The sequence below is a fragment of the Cryobacterium sp. SO1 genome, from assembly GCF_004210215.2.
Classification (GTDB): Bacteria; Actinomycetota; Actinomycetes; order Actinomycetales; family Microbacteriaceae; genus Cryobacterium.
In genome coordinates, this window is sequence record NZ_CP067394.1 from 804,443 (window position 1) to 824,257 (window position 19,815).

A 19,815-nucleotide genomic window follows, 5' to 3' on the forward strand; every position below is an offset into this window, starting at 1 on the left:
ACCAGTTGCGCGCTTGTCGCTGCAAGCACTGCCCGCGAGTGGGACAGCCATCGAGCACATTCCCGCTTACGCAGGGATTTTGTTGATTACTGTTCGGAGGATCGCCGGTTAGGTTGCCTGACATCAGGCCCTATGGCCAGGCGTCATACACATGAACTCGAGCACGGTACTTGGCTATCTCGGCGTCTCGAAACCCTACCGATACGAGACAGGTGAGGATGCGAGACAAATCAGCTAGCCGCTCGTCGTGTGACAGGTGATCCCTTACGTCTCATATCCCATGGGTTTTGAACCACATCGGTTTTGCGACACATTCATGAAGTCTGAGGTGCTCGGCCGGGTAATCCGGCTGGCTCACGAGGGGTGATGTGCGAGTTGCTGACGCGGTCAGTTCTCCGAGTTCCAAGCGATCTTGATCGCAGTGATAAGTTCCTCGAGATCGGTGTCCTGGCGCCGGATATTTCGAACGAAGTCCGCGGCGGCGTGGGTTAGGTCAATGCGAGTTGTTTGCCCGTCACGGACCACTGTGCCTTGTGAGCGGTGGGTACTGACGAGCCCGGCTTCTTCGAGCTCTCGATAGGCGCGAGCGACTGTCCCAACTGCGACGTGCAGGTCTCCTGCCAGTTGGCGGACGGTGGGCAACCGGCGCCCGCCGGGGAGTCTGCCGGATTGGATTTCGGCGGCCAGTCCGGCCCGGATCTGTTCGAACGGAGGGGTGGGGTCGTCGGCGTCGACGTGAATCATACGCCTGTGGATTTCCGTGAGCTGTCGGCGGCCGCGCGGGGAAGGCGAGTCGCGCCGACGATGGAGAGAAATGCGAGCACGAGCCCGCAAGCAATAACGGGTGCGCTCGTTCCAACCAAGATGATTCCGAACGTATGCGCGATTGCCTCACCGTTTGGGTTGAGCCCCGTTTCGAGAACTTCGGCGTTCAGAAGGGGAAGCCCGGCTGCTCCGAGGAAAACTCCCAAGGTGAGAACCATGGGTGTGCTGGCGATCCGGAGAACGAGACGCACGGCTGCGACCCGAATTGCGGTGTCAGCGTCGACGAGTTCTGACCACGCTGCAGCGGGAGCCGTGATGATGCGGCGCAGTGCCGGCACAATCGTCGCCAACAGAGCAGCGATCAAGATTAGCGTTGGCGCGGCGAACAACCACCCCGGGTACAGGTAGGGGCCGCCTCCGATGCACTCGACTGGGAAGAGCGACGTGCACAGTGAGCGACCGTCTGGTCCGGCCTTGGAGGTGAGCCCGGAAGCGAGCACGACCGCAACAGTAACGCTGAAAAGTGCAACAAACATTCGACGCTGTCCAGCCGACGAGTAGCTGTTCAACCGCCGTTGCTCCAGATCAGCGCCCCGCCGCCGCACAGCGCCATCGATGGTCGGAGTTGGCATCGCCGCGAACACACCCAGCCCGGCAGCTGTTGCAGCAAGTGGACCGACGACAAACGGAACACCCTCGAAAAGAGGATTGAGGATGTGCACGATCACGGCAGTCGCGAACACGATCAGGCCCGACACTGTTGCAGTGGTCGTCCGCAGCACGCTCATTCGCCGGGCATAAAGAAGAGCCTCCGGACGCGCCGGAATAAGAAATGCAGCGACCAGCCCGCCTGCGATCGTGAGAATCGCCATTGCTGCAATGAAGCACAAGCTGAGCTCTGCTATTCCGAAACTTCCCATTACTTCTCCTTTGTATTGTGAACACGATACAAAGAGGAGAGAGTTTGTGTCAAGTGCACGAGACAAACAAATCACCGAGACGAATGTCCCACAGAGTAGGCAAATCCTGCGTAAGCCGTCCCGATGTTCCGTACCTGTCTCGAAACCCTACCGATGCGAGACAGGTCCAGATGCGAGACAAATGACCTGCAGTTCGTCGCCGCACAGACGGTCTCCTCTGTCTCGGATCGCATGGGTTATGAGGCTCTTGGGTTGTGAGACTCCACGCCCAAGATAGACCCGTGTCGTTCGCGGAGCGATTTGCAGCAGAATCGGCGTCGTGGGAGGACGCCTTGACTAGGTTGGTCCCATGCACTTCGCAGACCGTGAACCGATGGACATTCCTCCGCCGCCGACCGTCGACACCGCAGCCGAGATGTTTGGGGCGCCGGTGATCGGCTTTGTTGCCCAACCCTCCCTTTCCGAACTTGGCGTGGGTACTGTCGGCTCCTCCACAAACGGAGGCGCATCTACCCCGGAATCGGTGGCTATCAGCTACACCTTGTGGAAGAACCCCATAGATCGTGACGATCCCGCCAACCTTGCGGACCTTGGAGAGGAGCACTCACTCGAGCAGGAGCCGAGCAAGCCGCTGCCGGAATGGATGCTGGAATTCCGAAACCTGGCGCGGTACCCATCCCTATGGGAGGCGGTGATGACGACGAGAATCTTCGACACTGAATGGCAAACACCCGAGGCAGTTCTAGTCGCGCACACTAACCACATTCTGATGAACACCTTCCGCGAGCAACGGGTCGCGGGCGGGTTCCCCGGGAATCTAGATTCGCCCGTGACCGAGCGCCACGTCGAGCGCGTGAGCGTTCCGCTAGACGGCGTCAACGCACCCGGCCTGCGCATCGACTCCGATCCACACGTCTACTCGGTAGGAGCAGATCTCGGCGATCGGATAGTGACTGCGGTGGTGGCGCGCGACTACCTTCCGTACATCACTCTCGCCTTCCAAACTCGAGCGTGACACCACGCCCCTAGGCGGCTTGGCTACACCGGGAGTTTCGGTGCCACGCATTGGGCAGGCTCCTCCTGTCTCGAAACCGTACCGATACGAGACAGGTGAGGATGCGAGACAAATCAGCTAGCCGCTCGTCGAAGCTGGCGGTTCTGACCGCGCTGGATTGCGACGTTGTCGCGGTTGCCCTGCCCGACATTAAGCCGGTGACGGGGCGCCATGCGCAGGAACTCGAGCTCGTCATCCTGCTGTCTCGCAACCCTACCGATACGAGACAGGTCCAGATGGGAGACAAATGGCCTGCTGCTCGTCATCGCACAGACGGTCTCCTTTGTCTCGTATCCCATGGCTTCTGATACACATCGGTTATGTGACACATCACCTGCCGACGACGAGCGGGACGGCGGAACGATCGCACCGACAGCTCAGGCGATACAGAGCCGGTGGATCGATGCTTCATTGAGTTGAGCACCTGTCTCAGGTGCATATGATTACCCGGTAACGAATATTTCCGGGGGTTTCGATGACCGTGCGCCAGACGCTTCTTTCCATCCTCTCGTTGGAGCCTTGTTACGGCCATCAGTTGAGAGCAGAGTTCGTTCGTCGCACGGGCGGGGTGTGGCCGATAAACATCGGCCAAATTCACACCACGTTGGACCGCCTTGAACGCGATGGTCTCGTGCAGAAGGGCAACACTGACAGCCTGGGGCGGGCGTATTTCTCGATCCTTGACGCCGGCCGGGACGTCGTCAACGACTGGCTGAGCATCCCATCGGTGAAGCCGCAGTTTGAGCGCAACGAGCTGGTGATGAAGCTTGCTGTCGCGTCAACGCTTCCGGGCGTCGACGTATCCGAGGTCATTAGCGCCCAACGTGGTGCGAGCCTGACTGCCCTGCAGAACGCGACCAGATCTCGCGAGCACGTGCTGCGCCCAACCTCCCCCGAGGATGTGGCGTTTTTGATGATTGCGGATTCAGCCATTGAACACGCTGCGGCCGAGATTCGGTGGCTTGATCTCGCCGAGCAACGCTTGAGCGAAGCAACGGCTGGCGGATTTATGACCGCACTGCCAGTCACCTCGACGACACCGGGTCGGGGCCGCCCCGCGAATTCGCGGTCTGGACAACCATCATGACCGAGGTGCTTCTCCAGCTCACCGACATCACAAAGACCTATGGGCAGGGTGAGAACGCTGTCGACGCGCTCAGGGGCGTCAACCTGATCGTCGCCGCCCACGAGCTCGTCGCTGTCATGGGCGCATCGGGCTCAGGAAAGTCGAGCCTCCTGCTCATCGCAGGCGGGCTCATGGCTCCCACAAGCGGCTCGGCGGCTGTGGCAGGCACACCGCTAGACGAACTGAATCCGAATGCCTTGGCGGCTCTCAGGCGGCGATCCATCGGTTACATATTTCAGGACTACAACCTGCTGCCCTCCCTGACCGCGCTGGAGAACGCGATGCTTCCGCTCGAGCTCGACGGGTGGAGCACTAAGCGCGCACGCCACGTCGGTATTGCGGCGCTAGCTTCGGTCGACCTCGCCGGGCTGGAGGCATCGTTCCCCGACGAGCTTTCCGGTGGACAACGCCAACGGGTAGCGATCGCACGAGCAGTGGTCGGCGACCGCCGACTCATCCTCGCCGACGAGCCCACCGGCGCTTTGGACTCGCGCTCAAGTGAGAACGTGATGCGAATGCTTCGCCAGAGGATCGATGCAGGCGCGGCCGGGATTATCGTGACCCACGACGCGAAGCAGGCCGCATGGGCAGATCGAATCGTAGAGCTACGAGACGGGCGCATCGCCCACGAGACCAGTCGTGATCTGCCTGAGTCCCTTCTTCCTTTAGGCAACCGGTGAGCGTCGCCCGGTTGGTACTGCGGCTTGCCGCCCGAGAAGTGAGGGGTGAGGCGCGGCGAAGCGGGCTCATCGCAGCTCTGATCGCCATCCCTGTCGCAGGGCTGGCGGCCGGTATCGTCTTTCTCCAAAGTCCCTCGGCGCCCATCATCGCGGACCGCGGAGTCACTGCCGGCGCCGAGGGTGGAGTCGTCGTTCTGATACTCGCGTTCGTCGGCGCTCTCGTCTGTTTGCTGACCGGCTCCGCATTCCTGGTGGCGGCGAAGGCACAACAGCGCTCGCTCGCTGTCATCGCCAGCCTCGGAACGAGCCGAGCGGTACTCGTTGCGATTTCAAGTCTCACTGGTCCACTCATCGGAGGGGTTGGCGGCGGAGTCGGCGTGCTCCTAGGAGCGGGGCTCGGCTTCGTCCTTGCGTCGATGTCTGGCGCTGCATCCGTGTATGTCTCCGGGTCGCTGATGCTTGCTTTGGTCGTCTTCGCGGTGGTTCTCGGTTGGATTGCTGCTCTCCCACCGGCCATCGCAGCGTCCCGGGCTGACGTTGTGCTTGCTATCCAGGGCAGCACCTTGCCCGCCCCGCGGCCGAGGCGTCTGCCGCTCGGTGTCGGCTGTCTGGTGACCGGTATTGCCCTCGCCTTCGGACCACGGATTCTCGACGTCGTCGCACGCCAGTCAGCGTCGGGCTCATTTCCGTGGCTGAGCGCCCTGGTTGCACCGACTCCATTCTTCGCTGCGTCAATGATGCTCGCTGGTGCGATCATCTCAACCCCGTTCCTGCTCAGGCGCTGGGCACGAGGCGCCCGCGCGTGGGGCCTTGCAGCACAACTTGCGGCGCGAGATGCCGACCGCAACCGCACTCGCCACCTACCCGTGATCGCCGCGATCATGGGCACGACCTTCCTGGCCGTCTTAGTGATGTGTTCCCAAAGCTCATCCGACACCACCAGCCGGATGACATATCCCTACCTGATGATGCCCGGTGGCGTCCAGACAGCGTTGATCTCGTACCCGGGCGACCAAGGCACCACGCTTGGCCCCACGATCGACCCGGGTACGGATCGCGAGGCGCTGGCGGAGTCAGTCGCAGCGGTGTTCACGGACGGGCTGCCGATAGACCGGCTGTCGATCATCGAGACTCCCCAGGTCCTCGCGACCACCGGGAACACAACGACACCAGCGTCGCCGGTGGTCACACCGGAAGCCAACCGCTGCGTCAGCAACCTCCCCGGAAATGACCGCTTCACGCCCTTGGCGCCCGACCCGCTTTGCCGTGATTGGTACACGGAGGGAGCCGATTTGGGTGCCATACCGGCTCCCGTCATCATCGGTGACGCGTTGACACTCGCCACCATCCTCGATGCCGAACCCAGTCAGGCCGCCCAGACAGCCTTGGCCAATGGCGAGGCGGTTTCGCTGCACTCGCAGTTCGTCGATGCCACCGGCACGGTCGAGCTGAACCTGAACCCCTCCGCTTCTGGCGAGTCAACGACGGTGCACATCAAGGCGGTTGTCGAAAAAGCTGCGGAGGTCCTCCCGTTCGGCGTCATCGTCACCCACGAGACGGCATCCCGCCTAGGGCTGCAAACAGAGTCCAGCCAGGTTGTGGCCATGACAACTCGCGAACCCACGGAACTCGAACTGGCTGCGATTGATCGTAAGCTCGCTGACCTCGCGGGAACCCGCGGGCTGTTGGTTCACCTCGAGACGGGTCCGACCGCCGATCCGGCAATGGGGTGGCTGACCCTCGCACTGAGCGGAAGCATCGTCTTGGCGGCGTCCATCGTCGCGCTGACGCTCTCGCGGACAGAAGGGAAACGTGACGCTTTGACCCTGCACGCGGTTGGCGCATCGACCAAAACGCTGCGCGCGACAGCAGCATGGCAAGGAACGACCGTGGTGGCCACCGGCACTTGGGCTGGTGCGGTGATCGGCGTGCTCACGGCATTTTCGATGAATCTACCTGGATCCGGGAGCGTGTTCTCCGCGCCATGGTGGGCGCTGACTACCCTCGTGGTGGCCACACCGCTTGTGATGGCTGCCTGCGGCTGGCTCGTAAGCCCTGGCACGCGCAGCTCCCACCGGTGAAAGAAACGGCTGGCGGTATTCTCGCGATCGCCACTTGGTGGATTACGGACTCTGACGTGTGTCCCAGTCTCGTATCCCTACGGATGCGAGACAGGTCAGGATACGAGACAAGCCACCTGGTTCTCATGGCGTGCACAGGAGCGATCTGGTGTGTCTCGTATCCCATGGGATTCGAGGCACTTCGGTTTCGAGACAGACTTGCCCGACACCCAGACAGTGATGACCCGTTCCCGCGCCGACTCACCGTTCAAAGGACGGATCCGACTGATGCGCCGGGCCTGCCCTGGTCCGGCACCGGTAGGTTGGCCAGTGTCAATGGTTTTGCCCGTCGGTGGCCGGCCCGGCGCCTCGCGGCTGGAAGGCTGCACATGATGGAATCGAAGGACAACATGTTCAATGGACAAGGTTTCATGAAGCCGTCGCGGGCGCCAAGACTCGATGTGCCCTCGAGAAAAATGAGCCGACGACCGTTGCCCCTCTGGCTCGGAGCTTCGGCACTGCTCGTAGCCGGAGCATTCAACCTGGTCACGTTTATGACAGGAGTCTTTATGCTCCTTTCCGATTTCGACGAGTCGACCACCGTGGTGCTGCTGGTAGCGCTGTCGCTGACGGCCATATTTCTCGTCGTACTGCCCGTCTGGACGGGCATTGCAGTATTGCAGCGATCCGCATTTGCGGCGGTCTGGGCAGTTCTTTTCTTCGTCGCTCAATTCCTGATGGCTTTCCTCAACATCGACCCAGTGCAGTACGTCATCTCCGCGATTGCACTCACAGCGGTGGTCCTGCTCTGGATTCCAGCCACTAGGAGGGCGCTGAATATTAGGGGTCCAGTTGCCTCGGCGAGTTCTTAGAGTGTTTTTTTGCTCCGCTGTGGGGCTTTGTGCGGTCGACTGAGCGATCGGCCACGATGGTGGGATCTCGCGTCGGGGCTGATCGATGGGGCCGTAGTGGGCGGCTCTGCCGCCTGGGACCGTGCGCCGAGGTGGTCCTCGTGCGTCGGGGTGTTATCCAAGGGCCCAAACCCCGTTCTGGCTGGTCAAACCGAGGTTGAGGAGCCGTTTGAGATTGATCGCGGCAGCACGGATCACCCACCCCGCATTGTTCTTGGCAACGCCGCGGTAGCGGACCCGCCGGGCCCCGCGCGTCATCCACGCCAGCGTCCGTTCAATCATTGGACGGTGCTGGCGATAAACGGCTTGAAAGTCCGGGTCCTGAGCGGTGACGCGGTGCTCCCGGCGAACCTGATCCAGCGGATGAATCTGCATCTTCTTGCCGGACTTCGCGGTGGTGCACTGCGCCATCAGCGGGCAGGCCTGGCACGAACTACTAAAACTGGCCCGTCGTTTCGGGCTGAGCGACCGGACGTTCCCGGCCGGGCAGGTCACGGTCTGCAGGGTTTCATCCACGGTGAAGTCATCGATGGTGAATCCGCCCGGAACGGCTCGGCCCAGCGGCATCGGCTTGATGATCGGCCGGTGCCCAGCGGCATGAATCTCGGTCAGGAGCCCGCCGCTGCCATAGGCCGAATCACCCAGCACGTCAATGTTTTGCTCACCGATGCTGACGTCGGCCGCGAGCAGCTCGCCGCCGCGAGCCGCGTCGCTGTTTTGCGAACCAGAGGCTTTCGTGAGCATTGCCGCCGTCACCAACCCGGTGTCGGGCTCCGCGTTGACGTGGGCTTTATAGCCGTCGATCTTTTTCTGGCGGCTCTTGTGCGCATGGCGGGCATCAGGATCGACGGTGGAAATCACCCGGTCGGGAGCGACCCGGCGGGCGATCCGCCACCGCCCGTCGGTCCCGTCGGACCCGTCGGCGGGTTCCACGTCTTGGCCGGCGACCAAGGCAAGCAGCGCGACGGTTTCCTGCTGCTTCTTGTTGAGGATATGGACGTTGATGCTGCCCAGCAGAGCGAGAGCATCGGTGACCAGGCGGGAGACGAGCTCGTCGCGGGCGTCGCGGTCGTCCCACGCAATGTCGGGCTTGCCCGGCTGGGAGTAATCATGGCCGGTCAAGCCGGCGACGCTCACGTCCGCGCCGGGGATCTCCCGGCCAACACGGCGGATCTGTCCGACCAGCTGCGTGACGGTGTCCTGCCGGGCAACCGCATCCTCCAAAATTGTTGAGTCCAACGCCCGGCGTTTGCGCCCCGACAATGCTCCGGACTGGGCAATGACCGCGGTCACGGCCTCAAAAATGCGGTGCGGCCGGTCACTGGCAGCCAAGCGTTTGCGCCAATAGACCAGCACGGTCGGGTGGAAAGAGGTTTCAGTCAGCGCGAACCCGCAGGCGGCTTTCCACCGCAGGTCATACGTCAACGCCTCGGCCGCTTCCCTGTCGGAAAGGTTGTGCAGTGTTTGCAACACCATCACCGACGCGATCACGTTCGCCGGTATTGACGGGCGGCCGTTCTGCGAGGAAAACAAGTCCGCAAACGCATCATCGGGAAACAGCTCCCGACGGTGCGCTGCGAGGAAAGCGAACACCGATCCAGGCGGAAGCAAGTGCCCCGCTACGGCATCGACATCGTAAATCTCACGCTGACCATCATCACAACCCTGCATCACCCCAGTCTTAACGACCAAGAGCCGACCCGCCGCAGGCGCGCCTTAAATAAGCGACACCCGCACCCAAAGTTGTTCAGCGGCCTCCTAGGGCCTACTCGCGGGGATCATAGCAATGCGGCGTCTTCTTCGGTGTGGCTCCCTGGGGGCGACCATCGGACGGATTGGCTGTGCGGCTTCTAGTGAGTAGACCGAACACAGCAGTGCAAGTTCTGATTGTGGTGATACGAATGGTGCTTCTTTGGATTGTCGTTCCAGTTGCCTGCATTGCATGGGTCGTGTTGTTCTGGAAAACCAGGGCCACATTGGGGGCTTGTCTGGGGTGGTTTGATGTGAATCTGATTGTCTTCATCCAACGGATAGTTCTCAGGCCCCTCATTCGCAGGCCACCACCGCCCTGGTTAGCGCTGTCCAAGATGGCAATCGTGGAGCATCGAATAGGCTTCCCCGAAGTCTGGTAGCCCAAATTCGTCGGTGAGAACGACTGCGCCTTTGGAGTAGTCAACAGCGATGAGGTAGCCGTCTAACTGGGCAGGCTCGGCTGCGCTTCGTCGTACTGCCTCTGGTTCCGCCGGCAACCATCTCAAAATGCCGCCAGCAACGGCAGTATCTTGGGAATCAGACGCAGGACGTCGGGCACGGCATCCTGTTGTCTCGTAACCCTACCGATACGAGACATGTGAGGATGCGAGACAAATCAGGTAGCCGCTCGTCATGTGACAGCCGATCCCTTAGCCTCGATCCACCGGTCAGCTGAGTTGAGTCGGCTCGGCATCGTTTGATTTGAGGTTTCGGCTGGCGGACATGGCGGTGCGTCCGGCCTTGCTGCCGGTGGTGTTCCTGGTTCCGGTTGCGCCGTGGGGCTGGGTGGTCAGATGGGCGCGGTTCGCGGCGGGCCGCAGGCCGCCGCGAACAAAGCTGTCCACCCGGTTTCCCAAGGCCAGCTGGCCGGGAGGTGCAGGATGATCTTCCGGGCCGAGGTCGAGATGCGGGCCGGAATCTGAATCAGTTTGCGGCGGATGGTGCCGCTCCGGGCCTTGCTCAGGTCGGTGCCGGTGAGAGTCCCGACGGCACGGGACAGGTTGAACGCGATCGTGGCCAGCACCAGCCAGGCCGCGTTCGCGTTGAACCTCCCCGACGGCAGGTGCGCGAGCGCACTGTCTTTCAGGTCGGCGTTGATCTGCTCGATGATCGCGTGCTGGCGGTGGGTTTTATCGGCCGTGACGGTGTCCAGGGTGCTGGTCGTGAAGAACGCGTGGAACCGGTGCGTGTCGAACAAGGTCGCCTGCCCGGTGCCCTCGAACGGATTCAGCTCCGGGATCCGACGGACGACTAGGCGCCCCTCGATGCGTTCGCTGAGCCTCCTCGAACTGAACGCGGTGAAGGGAATCTCGGCGACTTCGGCGGAAGAAATCCATTTCCCGGTCGCCTCGTCCCGGATCGCGTCGGTGTATTCAATCGTCGTCCACGCGTCATCGCCGATGGCCGCGATGGCGCGTTTCACGGCCGGGTCCATTCGGGCCGTGATCGATACTTTCGCGCCGGCGCGGTGTGCGGCCGCGACGACGGCGTGGCCGTAGAAGGCACTGTCGGCGCGGAGGAGTACGAGCCCGGACGCGGTCTTTGATCGGAGCCGGCGGACGGTGGCGAGGATGTCGCCGACGAACTTGCCCGCGCCGCGCGGGGACCCGGCGGCGCCTTTGCGGAGTCGGGCGCCGATGATGATTGGCGCGGACACCGTGGTGGACACGATGCCGATCAACGCGTTCAAGCCGCGGACCCCGGAGTACCCGTAGCCGGAACCTTGTTTCTGGTAACCGTGGACTTCCTTGATGGTGTCGTCGATATCGACCAGGGCATAGTCATCAATCCCGGTCACGATCGGCGAGACCTGGGCGACGTGGACCAGCCACCGCCACGCGACCGCGTCGAGTTGGCGAACGTGGCCGAAGGTGAACGCGCGCAGGAACGAACCCAACGTTGACGGGGCGTAGGTGCCGACGAAGAGTTTCTTCATCCCGCCGTGCCGGAGCAACGCCATGTCATCGATGGAATCGGCGCCGGCGAGCATCCCCGCGACCAAAGCGGTGACTTTCAAGCCGGCGTTCGCGCCGAAGTAGCCGGGCAACGTCAACCACCTGTTCGCGAGCTCGCCCAGACCCGTCGAGGCCGCCAGCAGCATCGCGGGAACGAGGCCGGCGAGCGACACGAGATTCGTGTCGTCGAAGGTCGCGGACAGAGCTGTGGATCTATGGAAAACTTGCATCTACGAGATGCCTTTCCTATCGTGAAAAATGAACCCTAAGTAAGTTCCATTTTTCCTGATCTGAAAGGCATTCTCGGTTTAACGCGCCGTCAAACCCCGACCCTGACCGGTGGATCGAGGCTTAGGTCTCATATCCCATGGGTTACGAGGCGCTGAGAGTTTCGAGACACAAAGCGCGCTGGCGACTTTGCCGAGTGTTCCAGCAAATAGTGTTCGCTACGCCTTGCATAACCAGGTATCTTGCTATGCATGGACAACTCAGGGAACAAGGTCCTTACAAATCTCCGAAAGGGTGTGCTGGAATTCTGCTTACTCGCGTTGCTGCAAGACGGTGAATGGTATGGGCTCGACATTGCCCGCCGCCTGAGCGAGCAGGGTCTTCTGGCGGGGGAAGGGACGGTCTACCCGCTGCTTTCCCGTCTCCGCCGAGCTGGCCTGGTTGCCACCGAATGGAGCGAATCTGACGCTGGCCGCCCACGCCGGTACTACACGCTCACCGATCTCGGCCGAGAGAATTTGCGTGCGTTCTCGGAAGTCTGGGGCCCTTTCCGAACCACCGTCGACGCAATCTTGGAGGCTAAGCCATGAATTCACCAACTCTGTCAACCGCACCGCAGGTCAACCGATACCTGACTCAACTCTCGAAAGAGCTTTCCAGCCTGCCCAAGCGGTACCGGGAGGATGTCCTCGACGGCATTCGGCTTCACATCAATGACGCGCTCGAGCAGGATGGCCTCGACATCGTCACAGTCCTTGAGCACCTGGGCACACCCCAGGCCGTTGCGGGCCAAGCTGTGGACGATTATGACGAGGAAACGGGTCGCTCTGCACGGCCGGCCTACTCGCAGCTGGGCCGCAAGCTGCAGGTATGCTCGTTCGCCCTGGCGCTTCTGGTCGTTCTCTTGGGTGCGTTCGTTTCGTTGCAACAGGGGCTCACGGTTCAGGTTCTACTTTCGTCAGTCCCGCCGCTGGTGCTCACACTTCTGCCCTTGCTCACGCGCGGGAAGCACTGGCTGCTCATATCAGTGGTCAGCGCCTCGACACTCACCGCGTTCCTCGTGACGGCCGGAGCGCTGACTCTCGCCCTGGGTAGCTTCTCCTTCCCGCTCACGCTGTTCCTTATCCCCACCACCACCTTGGTCTTGATTTACATTCCAACGCTCGCGCTGGCAGTGCTCCCACTCTTCATGCGCCCCAGGTAGGTCGGTGGCGGATGTGCATCAGGGTGGATCCGGCTGTAGCCATGGCTTCACGCCAGTGGCGTCCGCTATTGACCAGGTCGTGGCAGTTGGGAACTCGTGACCCCTCACCCACGATCGTCGCATCACCAGATGATCCGCGTGTCTCGAAACCCTACAGATATGAGACGTCTCTCGACCGTGACCTCCAGTTTCTCAGATCTCCGGAATTTTCCCGGAGCCAGCGAATCGCATAACTACGTCGCATAACGTCTTTCTTGAATTACAGTGCGCATCGTTAGTTGTGAGACAACGGAGGAGTGCTGTGATCAAGCTGATCGGCTACGCGCGAATTTCGACTCGGCAGCAAGACGCGGACGGGCAGCAGGCTGAGCTCTTGTCGGCGGGTGTGCGACGTGACGACCTATATGTCGATCAGGGGAGTTCCGGCGCTCGCGCAGCCCGGCCTCAGCTTGACGTCGCAGTCACTGCGCTTGAGCCTGGCGACACATTCGTGATCGCTACCTTGGATCGGCTGGGCATGGCGACGCAGAACGTGCTCGCGTTCGCCCAGAAGCTCAGCAGCCGCGGCGTTGCGCTTCGCGTTCTCGATCTGGGCGGCGGCGATACCGATACTTCGACGCCGACGGGATCCATGCTGTTTACGGTTATGGCTGCACTTGGGCAGATGGAACACGAAATCAAGCGTGAGCGCGTGCTCGACTCGATCGATAGACGTCGTAAGGCAGGCAAGAACCTTGGTGGCCGTCCACGCAGGATCACCAACCGACAGATCCGGAACGCCAACAAACTCATTGAAGCCGGAGAACCAACGGCACAGGTTGTACGCGACTTCGGGATGTCCCGCGCCACGTTCTATCGCCGGGCCCGCGCACTGGGATTGATGCCAGATCAATCTGGTGACGAGGCCTCGGAAAGCGAGGGTGACCCTCACACAACTACCACAACACTGAACGCATCCACGGGCATAGGCACCACCCCGCTCAACCGAGTGTCACCAACCTGATGGCCGGGTACAGCGAGCCCGTCTTGGAAGTGATCGTCGCCGGATCGGCCGGCTCCCCGCACCCGGACGGCGTCGAAAACACGTCGCGCATGCCCGACGCAGCGACGGAGTAGCCGAGCGAAACTGTGGAGACGGACCACGTGCGGCGATCCGCTTGATTACAACCGTTCAGTCGCCTCGCAACGCAAATGCCCCGGCCGTGCGCAACGCACAGCCGGGGCATCCGTCATTCAGGCCTTACGGCGCCGGGAACTGCACGACGTAGGACGGCACCCCTGGTGCGGAGCTGTCGACCTGAGCGCCGACGCCGTTCACGACGTGCTGGATGGTGCCGGCGGCGAGGTTCACCGTCATGATGTGGCGAAGGGTGACGCCTGGGGTGTTCGGTGCGGTAAACCCGTTAGCGGTGACGATCGACGGGTTGTTCTGGTTGAACACATAGACGCCTGCACCCTCGAGGAGGTGCTTCTTCACATTCGGGCCCACCTTGTAGCCGGGGTAGCCGAGGGTTCCGTCGGGCTGGGTCCAGTCGGCCTGCGTGGGCGGGTCGTACGGCAGCTCGTTCTGGTACAGGATGACGCGGCCGTTCTCACCATTCCAGACGGTGTTGAACGTCTGGAAGTGCTCCACGAACATGCCGGTGGCGGTCACGTTGTCGCCGTTGACGATCACGCCGTTTGTGCCGGTGTTGGTCTGCCAGCGGTCGGTGTCACCGTTCACTCCGTTGGTGAAGCCCTCGATGCCGTGGTCGGCGCGCCACACCCAGATGTGGTCGATCAGAACGTTGTTGGCGTTGACCTCGAGCGCGGTCGTGGTCTTTCCGGTGTGCGGGCCGCCGACGCGGAAGTACACGTCGCTCAGGGTGATCGGGTTGCGCGGGTCGAGCTTCTTGCCGCTCTTCTCCTTGCCCACCGTCAACAGCACGGGGGAGAGCGCGGGGCCAGCGTCGATGGTGACGCCCGCGATCACGATGCCCTCCTCGTTCTTCACCTCCATCGGAACGGCGCCACCGGCAGACGTGAGAGTCGCCTGACCCATGCCCAGCACGACCGTGTCGGCGCGCTTCACCTCGATTGTGCGGTCGATGTCATAGACACCGGGCGTGAGGATGAGGTTCTTGCCCTTGGCGAGAGCGTTGTTGATGTCTTTCACCGAGTCACCGGGCTTCGCGATGAAGAAGTCGGTGATCGGGAGTGTGCGTCCCGCCGTGACATCCTGGCCCCATGAGGTTCCGCTCGTGTTCATGTGTGCAGAAGGCACCCGCACGTTGTAGCGCCCGGCGCCATCGACGAAAAGGTACGGCTTCTCACGGCTGACCGGCGTCTGGGCGACCGTCGTGTACGGCGGGTTGGGGAAGCCGGTCTCGGCAGGGGCACCCTCGACGCCGGAGAACACCTGGTTCCACACGCCGTTGGTCCACTCGGTGACCTTGCTGTTGCGGATGATCCACTGCTGCTGTGAGCCGTTGATCGTCACGGGCAGGTCGGAATTGGCGATGAAACCGCCGCTCGCGAACTGCGGGCCCGCGGTGCAGTAGTCCATCAGCGAGAGGTTCGCGCCCGTCACGTGCACGCGGCGCATCGAGACCGCCTGCGACACCGCCCAGAAGTTGGCGCTCTGGCGGCATCCGTCTTGGCCCGCCTTGTTCACCTGGATGGAGAGGTTCGCGAGGGTACGCCAGAAGTTGTTGAGCGCGATGCAGTTGCTCGTGCCGCCGTTCTCAAGGCAGCGGTTGTAGACCTCGATGGAGCCGTTGACGGACACGTCGTCGGGGGATGCCCCGAGCCCCGCCACCTCGGTGTAGTACCCCACCTCGAACTGTAGCGGCGCCTCGGCCGTGCCGTAGTCGCCGGGAAGGAAGTAGACGGCCTTACGAGCGGAGCTCATCTCGGCGTCGCGCTGCTGATCGGCGAGCGCATCCATGGTGCTCTGGATCTCGGCGAGCGGGGTGGCCGGGCTGAAGATCTGCACGTTGGGTCCGAAATTCGGTTGCAACGGATCAATAGTCTGCGAGGGAGCGGCCTGCGCTGGTGCGGCCGAGAGGGCTCCAGCGAGGAGCGCGAGGCCCGTGGCGCCTGCGGCGATGCGCCGGCGACGGGTTCGGGGGTGCGGGTGGTCAAGCGGAATCATGTTGGTGCCTCTCCGTTGAGGATGTGCGCGGCGACCGACCGGTCTGCAATGAGGACCCTAACGTATTTGGAGAGCGCTCTCTAGAGCGCGCCATGAGAGGACTATCGGAAAGTCGTCAGCTACCGGCTCCGCGGGGAGGGTGCATCGACAAGCTTTCCGCACTCCGTATCAGACGATGTGGGGCCGACGGTACCGTGTTGGATACCGCAAGCCCGATAGGTCTCAGACTGATAAGCGCGGTTTCACATTCTCTGCGCCATGCCGAGCTTTTCCTTGCGTCCGTCGAGGCCGCGAAGCACACGGGGCGTCACATTGATCCGAGTCGGTCTCGTGTGACCGTCGAGAACTAGACGGCCATCTGGCTTGCCAGCCGCTCTGATCTACGTCCATCTACTCTCGATCGGGTAGATGGCGCCGTCCGCAATCACATCGTTCCAGAGCTGGGTCGTCGCCTATTGGCGACCTCGAACGTCTGCGTGCGCACCAATGGGCTGGCGGCAGCTCCGTGCAAGGTCGATGGTTTTGCCACCGCACATCGGACACGCGATCCTGCCCCACTCCACAGTGAGCAGAAGCACGCCGCCCCGCACGGCCAGCTCGGGCGGTGGCGCGACTCAAAGAACGACCGAGCACAGGCTGAGCTCACATCAGCTCGACGAGCCTCGCCAGCGCCGGACGGGTGTGGATCGCAAGACGTTCGCGAGCGTCGTCCAACGCGGCGGAATGCGGGTATCCCGGCGGCACTCGCGCAGGGTTGAGCGCAACCCCGTCCGACCACGCCTTGATGTCGGGCTGGGCAGTGAAGCTGATCGCGGCCCGGGTGCCGAGAACGGTCGCTTTCGCCCACTGGGACATCGAATTGCCGTAGTTCGAAGGCGGGCAGAGCCGGTTCTTTTCGGCATCGTCGGTGCGGGTGGCCTCGACGTACCCGATCAGGGCGGCGCCGAAGCACGGGAAGCCCGTCCGGATCGGCTGAAGCGTGATGTCCTCCTGTCGCCACACTGGGACGAGGGGTGGGTACTTCAGGCCGTCCGCCGCGGCGTGCACGACGAGGGCATCATCCGCAACCTGCATGGCGCCGTCGGCGAAGGTGAGCTTGCCGCGATCCACAGACTCGATGTGCCCGCGGCGGACGACGTTTGAAATGGAGCGAAGCTGGTCGAGCTCCCACGACGCGAGAGTCGGTGTTTTGGCCATTGTCGGCGTGACCGAGCGGTCGAAGCGCAGAAGGATCCCGGCGTCCTCGAGCTGCAGGAACAAGCTGCCGAGCGAGGCCGCGCCCTCGGAGATCTGCATGACGTCGGCGGCCATGCTGAGGAAAATTGCGGGATCGGGTTGGATGAGCGCGCGGTCGAACATCCACGGGTCGCGAGGCCGGACCCAGCAGATCGCGTCGGGGTCCACGCCACGCGCAAGCAACCAGATGCAGGCGTCGCTAGCGGTCTTGCCGGCGCCCACGACGACGTACCGGCTCGGCGCCTCCTCCAGCCGCGCGAGGTCATTGATGGGCAGGACGCGAGCAGCGTCGGCGACATCGAACGGCGGTGCCGTCTCGGCCGGGATGCTGGGAGCGAGGTAGTGGGCGTTCACGATCCGGCACGACTCGGGCACCTCGAACTGGACCCCTGCGATGTGCGAGACGACGGTGTGGTCGCCGTCGAAGTGACTGTTGGGCAGAAAGTCGACCTTGCCCGTCTCCAGCATCCGGTCGAGCATCTGCCAGTAGTACGCGGTGATCTCGGCCTGGTTCGCCCGCTCCTGAAGCCCGGTCTCCGGTCCGCTCACCTGGAGCTTGCCGCCACCCAGCATTCTCGAGGCGACGCCGTAGAACGCCGAGGCCTGATGCAGCCTGACGAACGGGTACGCCTCCAGCCAGTGCCCGCCGACCCCGTGACGGCGGTCGACCATCGCGACGCGCACGTCGGCGTGGTCGATTAACGTGTCGGTGAATGCCATCCCCATGGCACCCGCGCCCACCACAAGGTAGTCGGCTTCAAGGGTTCGAGCCATATGTTAACGGTGGCACTCGCTGGGGGCCGCGTCAACCGCACAGGAGTCGACGCAATGAGGAGCAATCCGCTCCTACCCGACGGGGAATGGAACGGAGTCGTCGCAACAGTTTCATGGACTGCCGCGGGATGAACTCCCGGAATTGGCATGCCGTTTGTCCGAACTAGGTGGCAGACGTCCGAACTGGCGTGTCACGTGACAAGTGTGCCCCCAGGCAGATTCGAACTGCCGCCCCTGCCTCCGGAGGGCAGTGCTCTATCCCCTGAGCTATGGGGGCCCAGGAACCTCTAGGTTAGCATCCCTGGGCGGACGCCTTTGCGCCGAATGGTGGTGCTGGCCTCGAACCGGGTTGGTCAGAACGGGGGAGGGGTGTCGGTGCTGCCTTGCTGCGGTGCGGAGGGCGCTGAGTTGATCGGCTTGGGTGGCGGGCTGTCGTGGGTGGTGGGGTGCAGAGTGGCCGGGTCGTGGGGTGCCGGGTCGTAGGTGGTGGGGTCGGTGTTGGCGGGGGCGGAGGTGTACGTCTTGCCGGCGGGGGTGGTCCAGGTGAGGGCGCCGCCGGGGCCTTGGTTGGTGGTGAAGCTGGACTGGTGTTTGAGGCGGTGGCATGATTTACAAAGTTTCACGAGGTTATCCACGTCGGTGGGTCCGCCGGTGTTCCAGGGCCGGGTGTGGTCGATTTCGCTGAGGGTGGCGCGGCGGGTGCAGCCGATGCCTTGGCAGGTTTGGTCGCGGGCGTCGAGGTAGCGGCGCATATCCGCCGGTGGGGCGTATTGCTCGCGGCCCATGCTGAGTCGGCAGCCGGTTTCGGGGTGGGTGAGGATGCGACTCCAGCTGGTCGCGGTGCCGGCGATCCGGCGGGCGGCCTCGGGGTCGATCGGGCCGTAGCCCTCGAGGATGGCGGGTTCGTCGCTGCGGCCCAGCAGGGTCAGTGCGGGGACAGTCAGGTGCACGGTGCCGCGGATGCCGTGGCCGAGCCCGGCGGGTCCGACACCGTCGAGGAGGAGGTCGCGGTACGCGTCCGCGCGGCGCTGGTCCTTGGTGCGGGCTGTGGCGCTGCCGGTCGGGCCGCAGCCGGTCGGGCCGGTGCTGGTCGGGCCGGTGCTGGCCGGGTCAGCGCCGGGTGCTGGCGTGGCGTCGGTGTCGAGGGTGACGGCGATGCGGCTGAGCCGGTCGTAGATCGCCTGGGCGTCTTCGGCTTTGAGGTAGGCGTTCAGCCAGGCCATGCCGTCGGCGTCGGGCCGCAACACCAGCCGGCGTGTGATGAAGCCGGCGTCGGCGCGGGTCTGCAGCGGTACCGGGTGCATCCGCTCCAGGATTCGGCCGGCGACCCGGACGAACTGGGTGGAGGTGAGTTTCTCCGCTGCGGGCAGCACTTTGGCTTCGAACGCGGGCAGGATCTCTTCGGGCACCCCGTCGGTGAGATCGAGCATTTTCAGCGCGTGACCCCAGGTGATGCTGCCCCGGCGAAGCGCCTGGTGGAACTGGGGCAGCTGGTCGGTGAGGCGGACGGCGTTGAACACCATCATCCCCGCCGTGCTCGCCTTCAACCGCAACGCCCCCGCAGCCTCGGCGGCCATGCACCGGCGGGCCAGTTCTTCGTCGTCCCAGGCCGGGCCGTGAGCACCGGTGTCGGGGTCGTTCCGGCCGGACTCGACCGGGTCTCCGCACAGGCCCGCGATGATGCGCGGGTCGTGGCCGAGCCGGTCCAGCTCGGCCAGCAGCCGGGTGCGTTCCGCGTAGCCGGCAGCGATCACCTTCTCGTTGGCGATCAGCGGGTCGATCACCGCTCTGATCGCCGCCGCTATCGGGTCGACCGTCGAGTCAGCAGCCGGGTCTGCAGCCGGTTCATCTGTCGGCACAGCAGCCGGGTCAGCAGCCGGGACCGCCACTGTCTCTGCCGCGGCCTTCGCGACCTCGGCGGCCGCGGGGTTCGCGGCACCGTCTGCGAAGTCTGCGAAGTCTGCGCTGTCTGGGGTGTCTCCGGGTGTGGCATCTGAGGTGGCCATAGGGACAGTGA

At 63.3% G+C, this 19,815-nt stretch carries 14 protein-coding genes, 1 tRNA gene and 1 pseudogene; 8 read left to right on the plus strand and 8 right to left on the minus strand.

The genetic code is table 11. The features are described from left to right. Positions 1 to 387: 387 nt before the first annotated feature. Positions 388 to 744 (minus strand): GntR family transcriptional regulator, encoded by a 357-nt coding sequence (locus BJQ95_RS03795; protein WP_130176916.1) that lies wholly within the window; start codon positions 742 to 744, stop codon positions 388 to 390. After that, a complete protein-coding gene (locus tag BJQ95_RS03800) occupies positions 741 to 1,637 on the minus strand; it encodes a hypothetical protein (protein WP_130176915.1) in 897 nt (298 codons plus the stop codon). Before BJQ95_RS03800 ends, BJQ95_RS03795 begins: the two co-directional genes overlap by 4 nt. Before the next feature lie 397 nt (positions 1,638 to 2,034). On the opposite strand from BJQ95_RS03800, the gene BJQ95_RS03805 reads away from it, so the two are divergent. The 5 genes from BJQ95_RS03805 (at position 2,035) to BJQ95_RS03825 (ending at position 7,477) form a co-directional block, all read left to right on the plus strand. After that, positions 2,035 to 2,700 (plus strand): hypothetical protein, encoded by a 666-nt coding sequence (locus BJQ95_RS03805; RefSeq protein ID WP_130176914.1) that lies wholly within the window; start codon positions 2,035 to 2,037, stop codon positions 2,698 to 2,700. Between the two features lie 514 nt (positions 2,701 to 3,214). Beyond that, positions 3,215 to 3,826, plus strand: a complete 612-nt coding sequence (locus BJQ95_RS03810) for a PadR family transcriptional regulator (RefSeq protein ID WP_130176913.1) — start codon at positions 3,215 to 3,217, stop codon at positions 3,824 to 3,826. Continuing rightward, complete coding sequence (locus BJQ95_RS03815; RefSeq protein WP_130176912.1) at positions 3,823 to 4,545, plus strand: ABC transporter ATP-binding protein; 723 nt, start codon at positions 3,823 to 3,825, stop codon at positions 4,543 to 4,545. Before BJQ95_RS03810 ends, BJQ95_RS03815 begins: the two co-directional genes overlap by 4 nt. Then, on the plus strand, positions 4,542 to 6,626 hold the full coding sequence (locus tag BJQ95_RS03820; RefSeq protein ID WP_256041515.1) for a hypothetical protein: 2,085 nt from the start codon (positions 4,542 to 4,544) through the stop codon (positions 6,624 to 6,626). Before BJQ95_RS03815 ends, BJQ95_RS03820 begins: the two co-directional genes overlap by 4 nt. A gap of 368 nt (positions 6,627 to 6,994) precedes the next feature. Continuing rightward, the gene (locus BJQ95_RS03825) at positions 6,995 to 7,477 is read left to right on the plus strand and encodes a hypothetical protein (protein ID WP_130177353.1); all 483 of its coding nucleotides are present in this window, start codon (positions 6,995 to 6,997) and stop codon (positions 7,475 to 7,477) included. Between the two features lie 153 nt (positions 7,478 to 7,630). Here BJQ95_RS03825 and BJQ95_RS03830 read toward each other — a convergent pair whose 3' ends face one another. Further along, positions 7,631 to 9,187, minus strand: a complete 1,557-nt coding sequence (locus BJQ95_RS03830) for an IS1182 family transposase (protein WP_256041516.1) — start codon at positions 9,185 to 9,187, stop codon at positions 7,631 to 7,633. 871 nt (positions 9,188 to 10,058) lie between these two features. Next, positions 10,059 to 11,453 (minus strand): IS1380 family transposase, encoded by a 1,395-nt coding sequence (locus BJQ95_RS03835; protein WP_130177347.1) that lies wholly within the window; start codon positions 11,451 to 11,453, stop codon positions 10,059 to 10,061. 249 nt (positions 11,454 to 11,702) lie between these two features. Between BJQ95_RS03835 and BJQ95_RS03840 the strand changes: the two genes are divergently transcribed. The 3 genes and pseudogenes from BJQ95_RS03840 to BJQ95_RS03850 form a co-directional block, all read left to right on the plus strand. Continuing rightward, entirely contained in the window at positions 11,703 to 12,041 is a 339-nt protein-coding gene (locus BJQ95_RS03840) for a PadR family transcriptional regulator (RefSeq protein WP_130177348.1), read from the plus strand. Further along, positions 12,038 to 12,655: a hypothetical protein gene (locus BJQ95_RS03845; RefSeq protein ID WP_130177349.1), complete on the plus strand. Its 618-nt coding sequence runs from the start codon at positions 12,038 to 12,040 to the stop codon at positions 12,653 to 12,655. The genes BJQ95_RS03840 and BJQ95_RS03845 overlap by 4 nt, the downstream gene beginning before the upstream one ends. A 301-nt stretch (positions 12,656 to 12,956) precedes the next feature. Further along, positions 12,957 to 13,529, plus strand: a pseudogene (locus tag BJQ95_RS03850) (recombinase family protein); the annotation flags it as partial. A gap of 366 nt (positions 13,530 to 13,895) precedes the next feature. Here the strand turns inward: BJQ95_RS03850 and BJQ95_RS03855 are convergent. The 4 genes from BJQ95_RS03855 to BJQ95_RS03870 form a co-directional block, all read right to left on the minus strand. Then, positions 13,896 to 15,788 carry a glycosyl hydrolase family 28-related protein gene (locus BJQ95_RS03855; protein WP_130177351.1) on the minus strand — a complete coding sequence of 631 codons (1,893 nt, stop codon included), beginning with the start codon at positions 15,786 to 15,788 and terminating at the stop codon, positions 13,896 to 13,898. A gap of 642 nt (positions 15,789 to 16,430) precedes the next feature. Further along, on the minus strand, positions 16,431 to 17,798 hold the full coding sequence (locus tag BJQ95_RS03860; protein WP_130177352.1) for an NAD(P)-binding protein: 1,368 nt from the start codon (positions 17,796 to 17,798) through the stop codon (positions 16,431 to 16,433). Between the two features lie 205 nt (positions 17,799 to 18,003). Next, a tRNA-Arg gene (locus tag BJQ95_RS03865) sits at positions 18,004 to 18,075 on the minus strand. A 76-nt stretch (positions 18,076 to 18,151) separates the two neighbouring features. Beyond that, positions 18,152 to 19,804 carry an HNH endonuclease signature motif containing protein gene (locus BJQ95_RS03870; protein ID WP_256041517.1) on the minus strand — a complete coding sequence of 551 codons (1,653 nt, stop codon included), beginning with the start codon at positions 19,802 to 19,804 and terminating at the stop codon, positions 18,152 to 18,154. Between the last annotated feature and the right edge of the window lie 11 nt (positions 19,805 to 19,815).

What these genes read in the sequence shown, in the direction of transcription:
- BJQ95_RS03810 (WP_130176913.1), top strand. Translation starts at nt 3,215, where the DNA reads ATGACCGTGCGCCAGACGCTTCTTTCCATCCTCTCGTTGGAGCCTTGT.
- BJQ95_RS03860 (WP_130177352.1), bottom strand. Translation starts at nt 17,798, where the DNA reads ATGGCTCGAACCCTTGAAGCCGACTACCTTGTGGTGGGCGCGGGTGCC.
- BJQ95_RS03825 (WP_130177353.1), top strand. Translation starts at nt 6,995, where the DNA reads ATGATGGAATCGAAGGACAACATGTTCAATGGACAAGGTTTCATGAAG.
- BJQ95_RS03800 (WP_130176915.1), bottom strand. Translation starts at nt 1,637, where the DNA reads ATGGCGATTCTCACGATCGCAGGCGGGCTGGTCGCTGCATTTCTTATT.
- BJQ95_RS03855 (WP_130177351.1), bottom strand. Translation starts at nt 15,788, where the DNA reads ATGATTCCGCTTGACCACCCGCACCCCCGAACCCGTCGCCGGCGCATC.
- BJQ95_RS03830 (WP_256041516.1), bottom strand. Translation starts at nt 9,187, where the DNA reads ATGCAGGGTTGTGATGATGGTCAGCGTGAGATTTACGATGTCGATGCC.
- BJQ95_RS03840 (WP_130177348.1), top strand. Translation starts at nt 11,703, where the DNA reads ATGGACAACTCAGGGAACAAGGTCCTTACAAATCTCCGAAAGGGTGTG.
- BJQ95_RS03870 (WP_256041517.1), bottom strand. Translation starts at nt 19,804, where the DNA reads ATGGCCACCTCAGATGCCACACCCGGAGACACCCCAGACAGCGCAGAC.
- BJQ95_RS03815 (WP_130176912.1), top strand. Translation starts at nt 3,823, where the DNA reads ATGACCGAGGTGCTTCTCCAGCTCACCGACATCACAAAGACCTATGGG.
- BJQ95_RS03845 (WP_130177349.1), top strand. Translation starts at nt 12,038, where the DNA reads ATGAATTCACCAACTCTGTCAACCGCACCGCAGGTCAACCGATACCTG.
- BJQ95_RS03835 (WP_130177347.1), bottom strand. Translation starts at nt 11,453, where the DNA reads ATGCAAGTTTTCCATAGATCCACAGCTCTGTCCGCGACCTTCGACGAC.
- BJQ95_RS03805 (WP_130176914.1), top strand. Translation starts at nt 2,035, where the DNA reads ATGCACTTCGCAGACCGTGAACCGATGGACATTCCTCCGCCGCCGACC.
- BJQ95_RS03795 (WP_130176916.1), bottom strand. Translation starts at nt 744, where the DNA reads ATGATTCACGTCGACGCCGACGACCCCACCCCTCCGTTCGAACAGATC.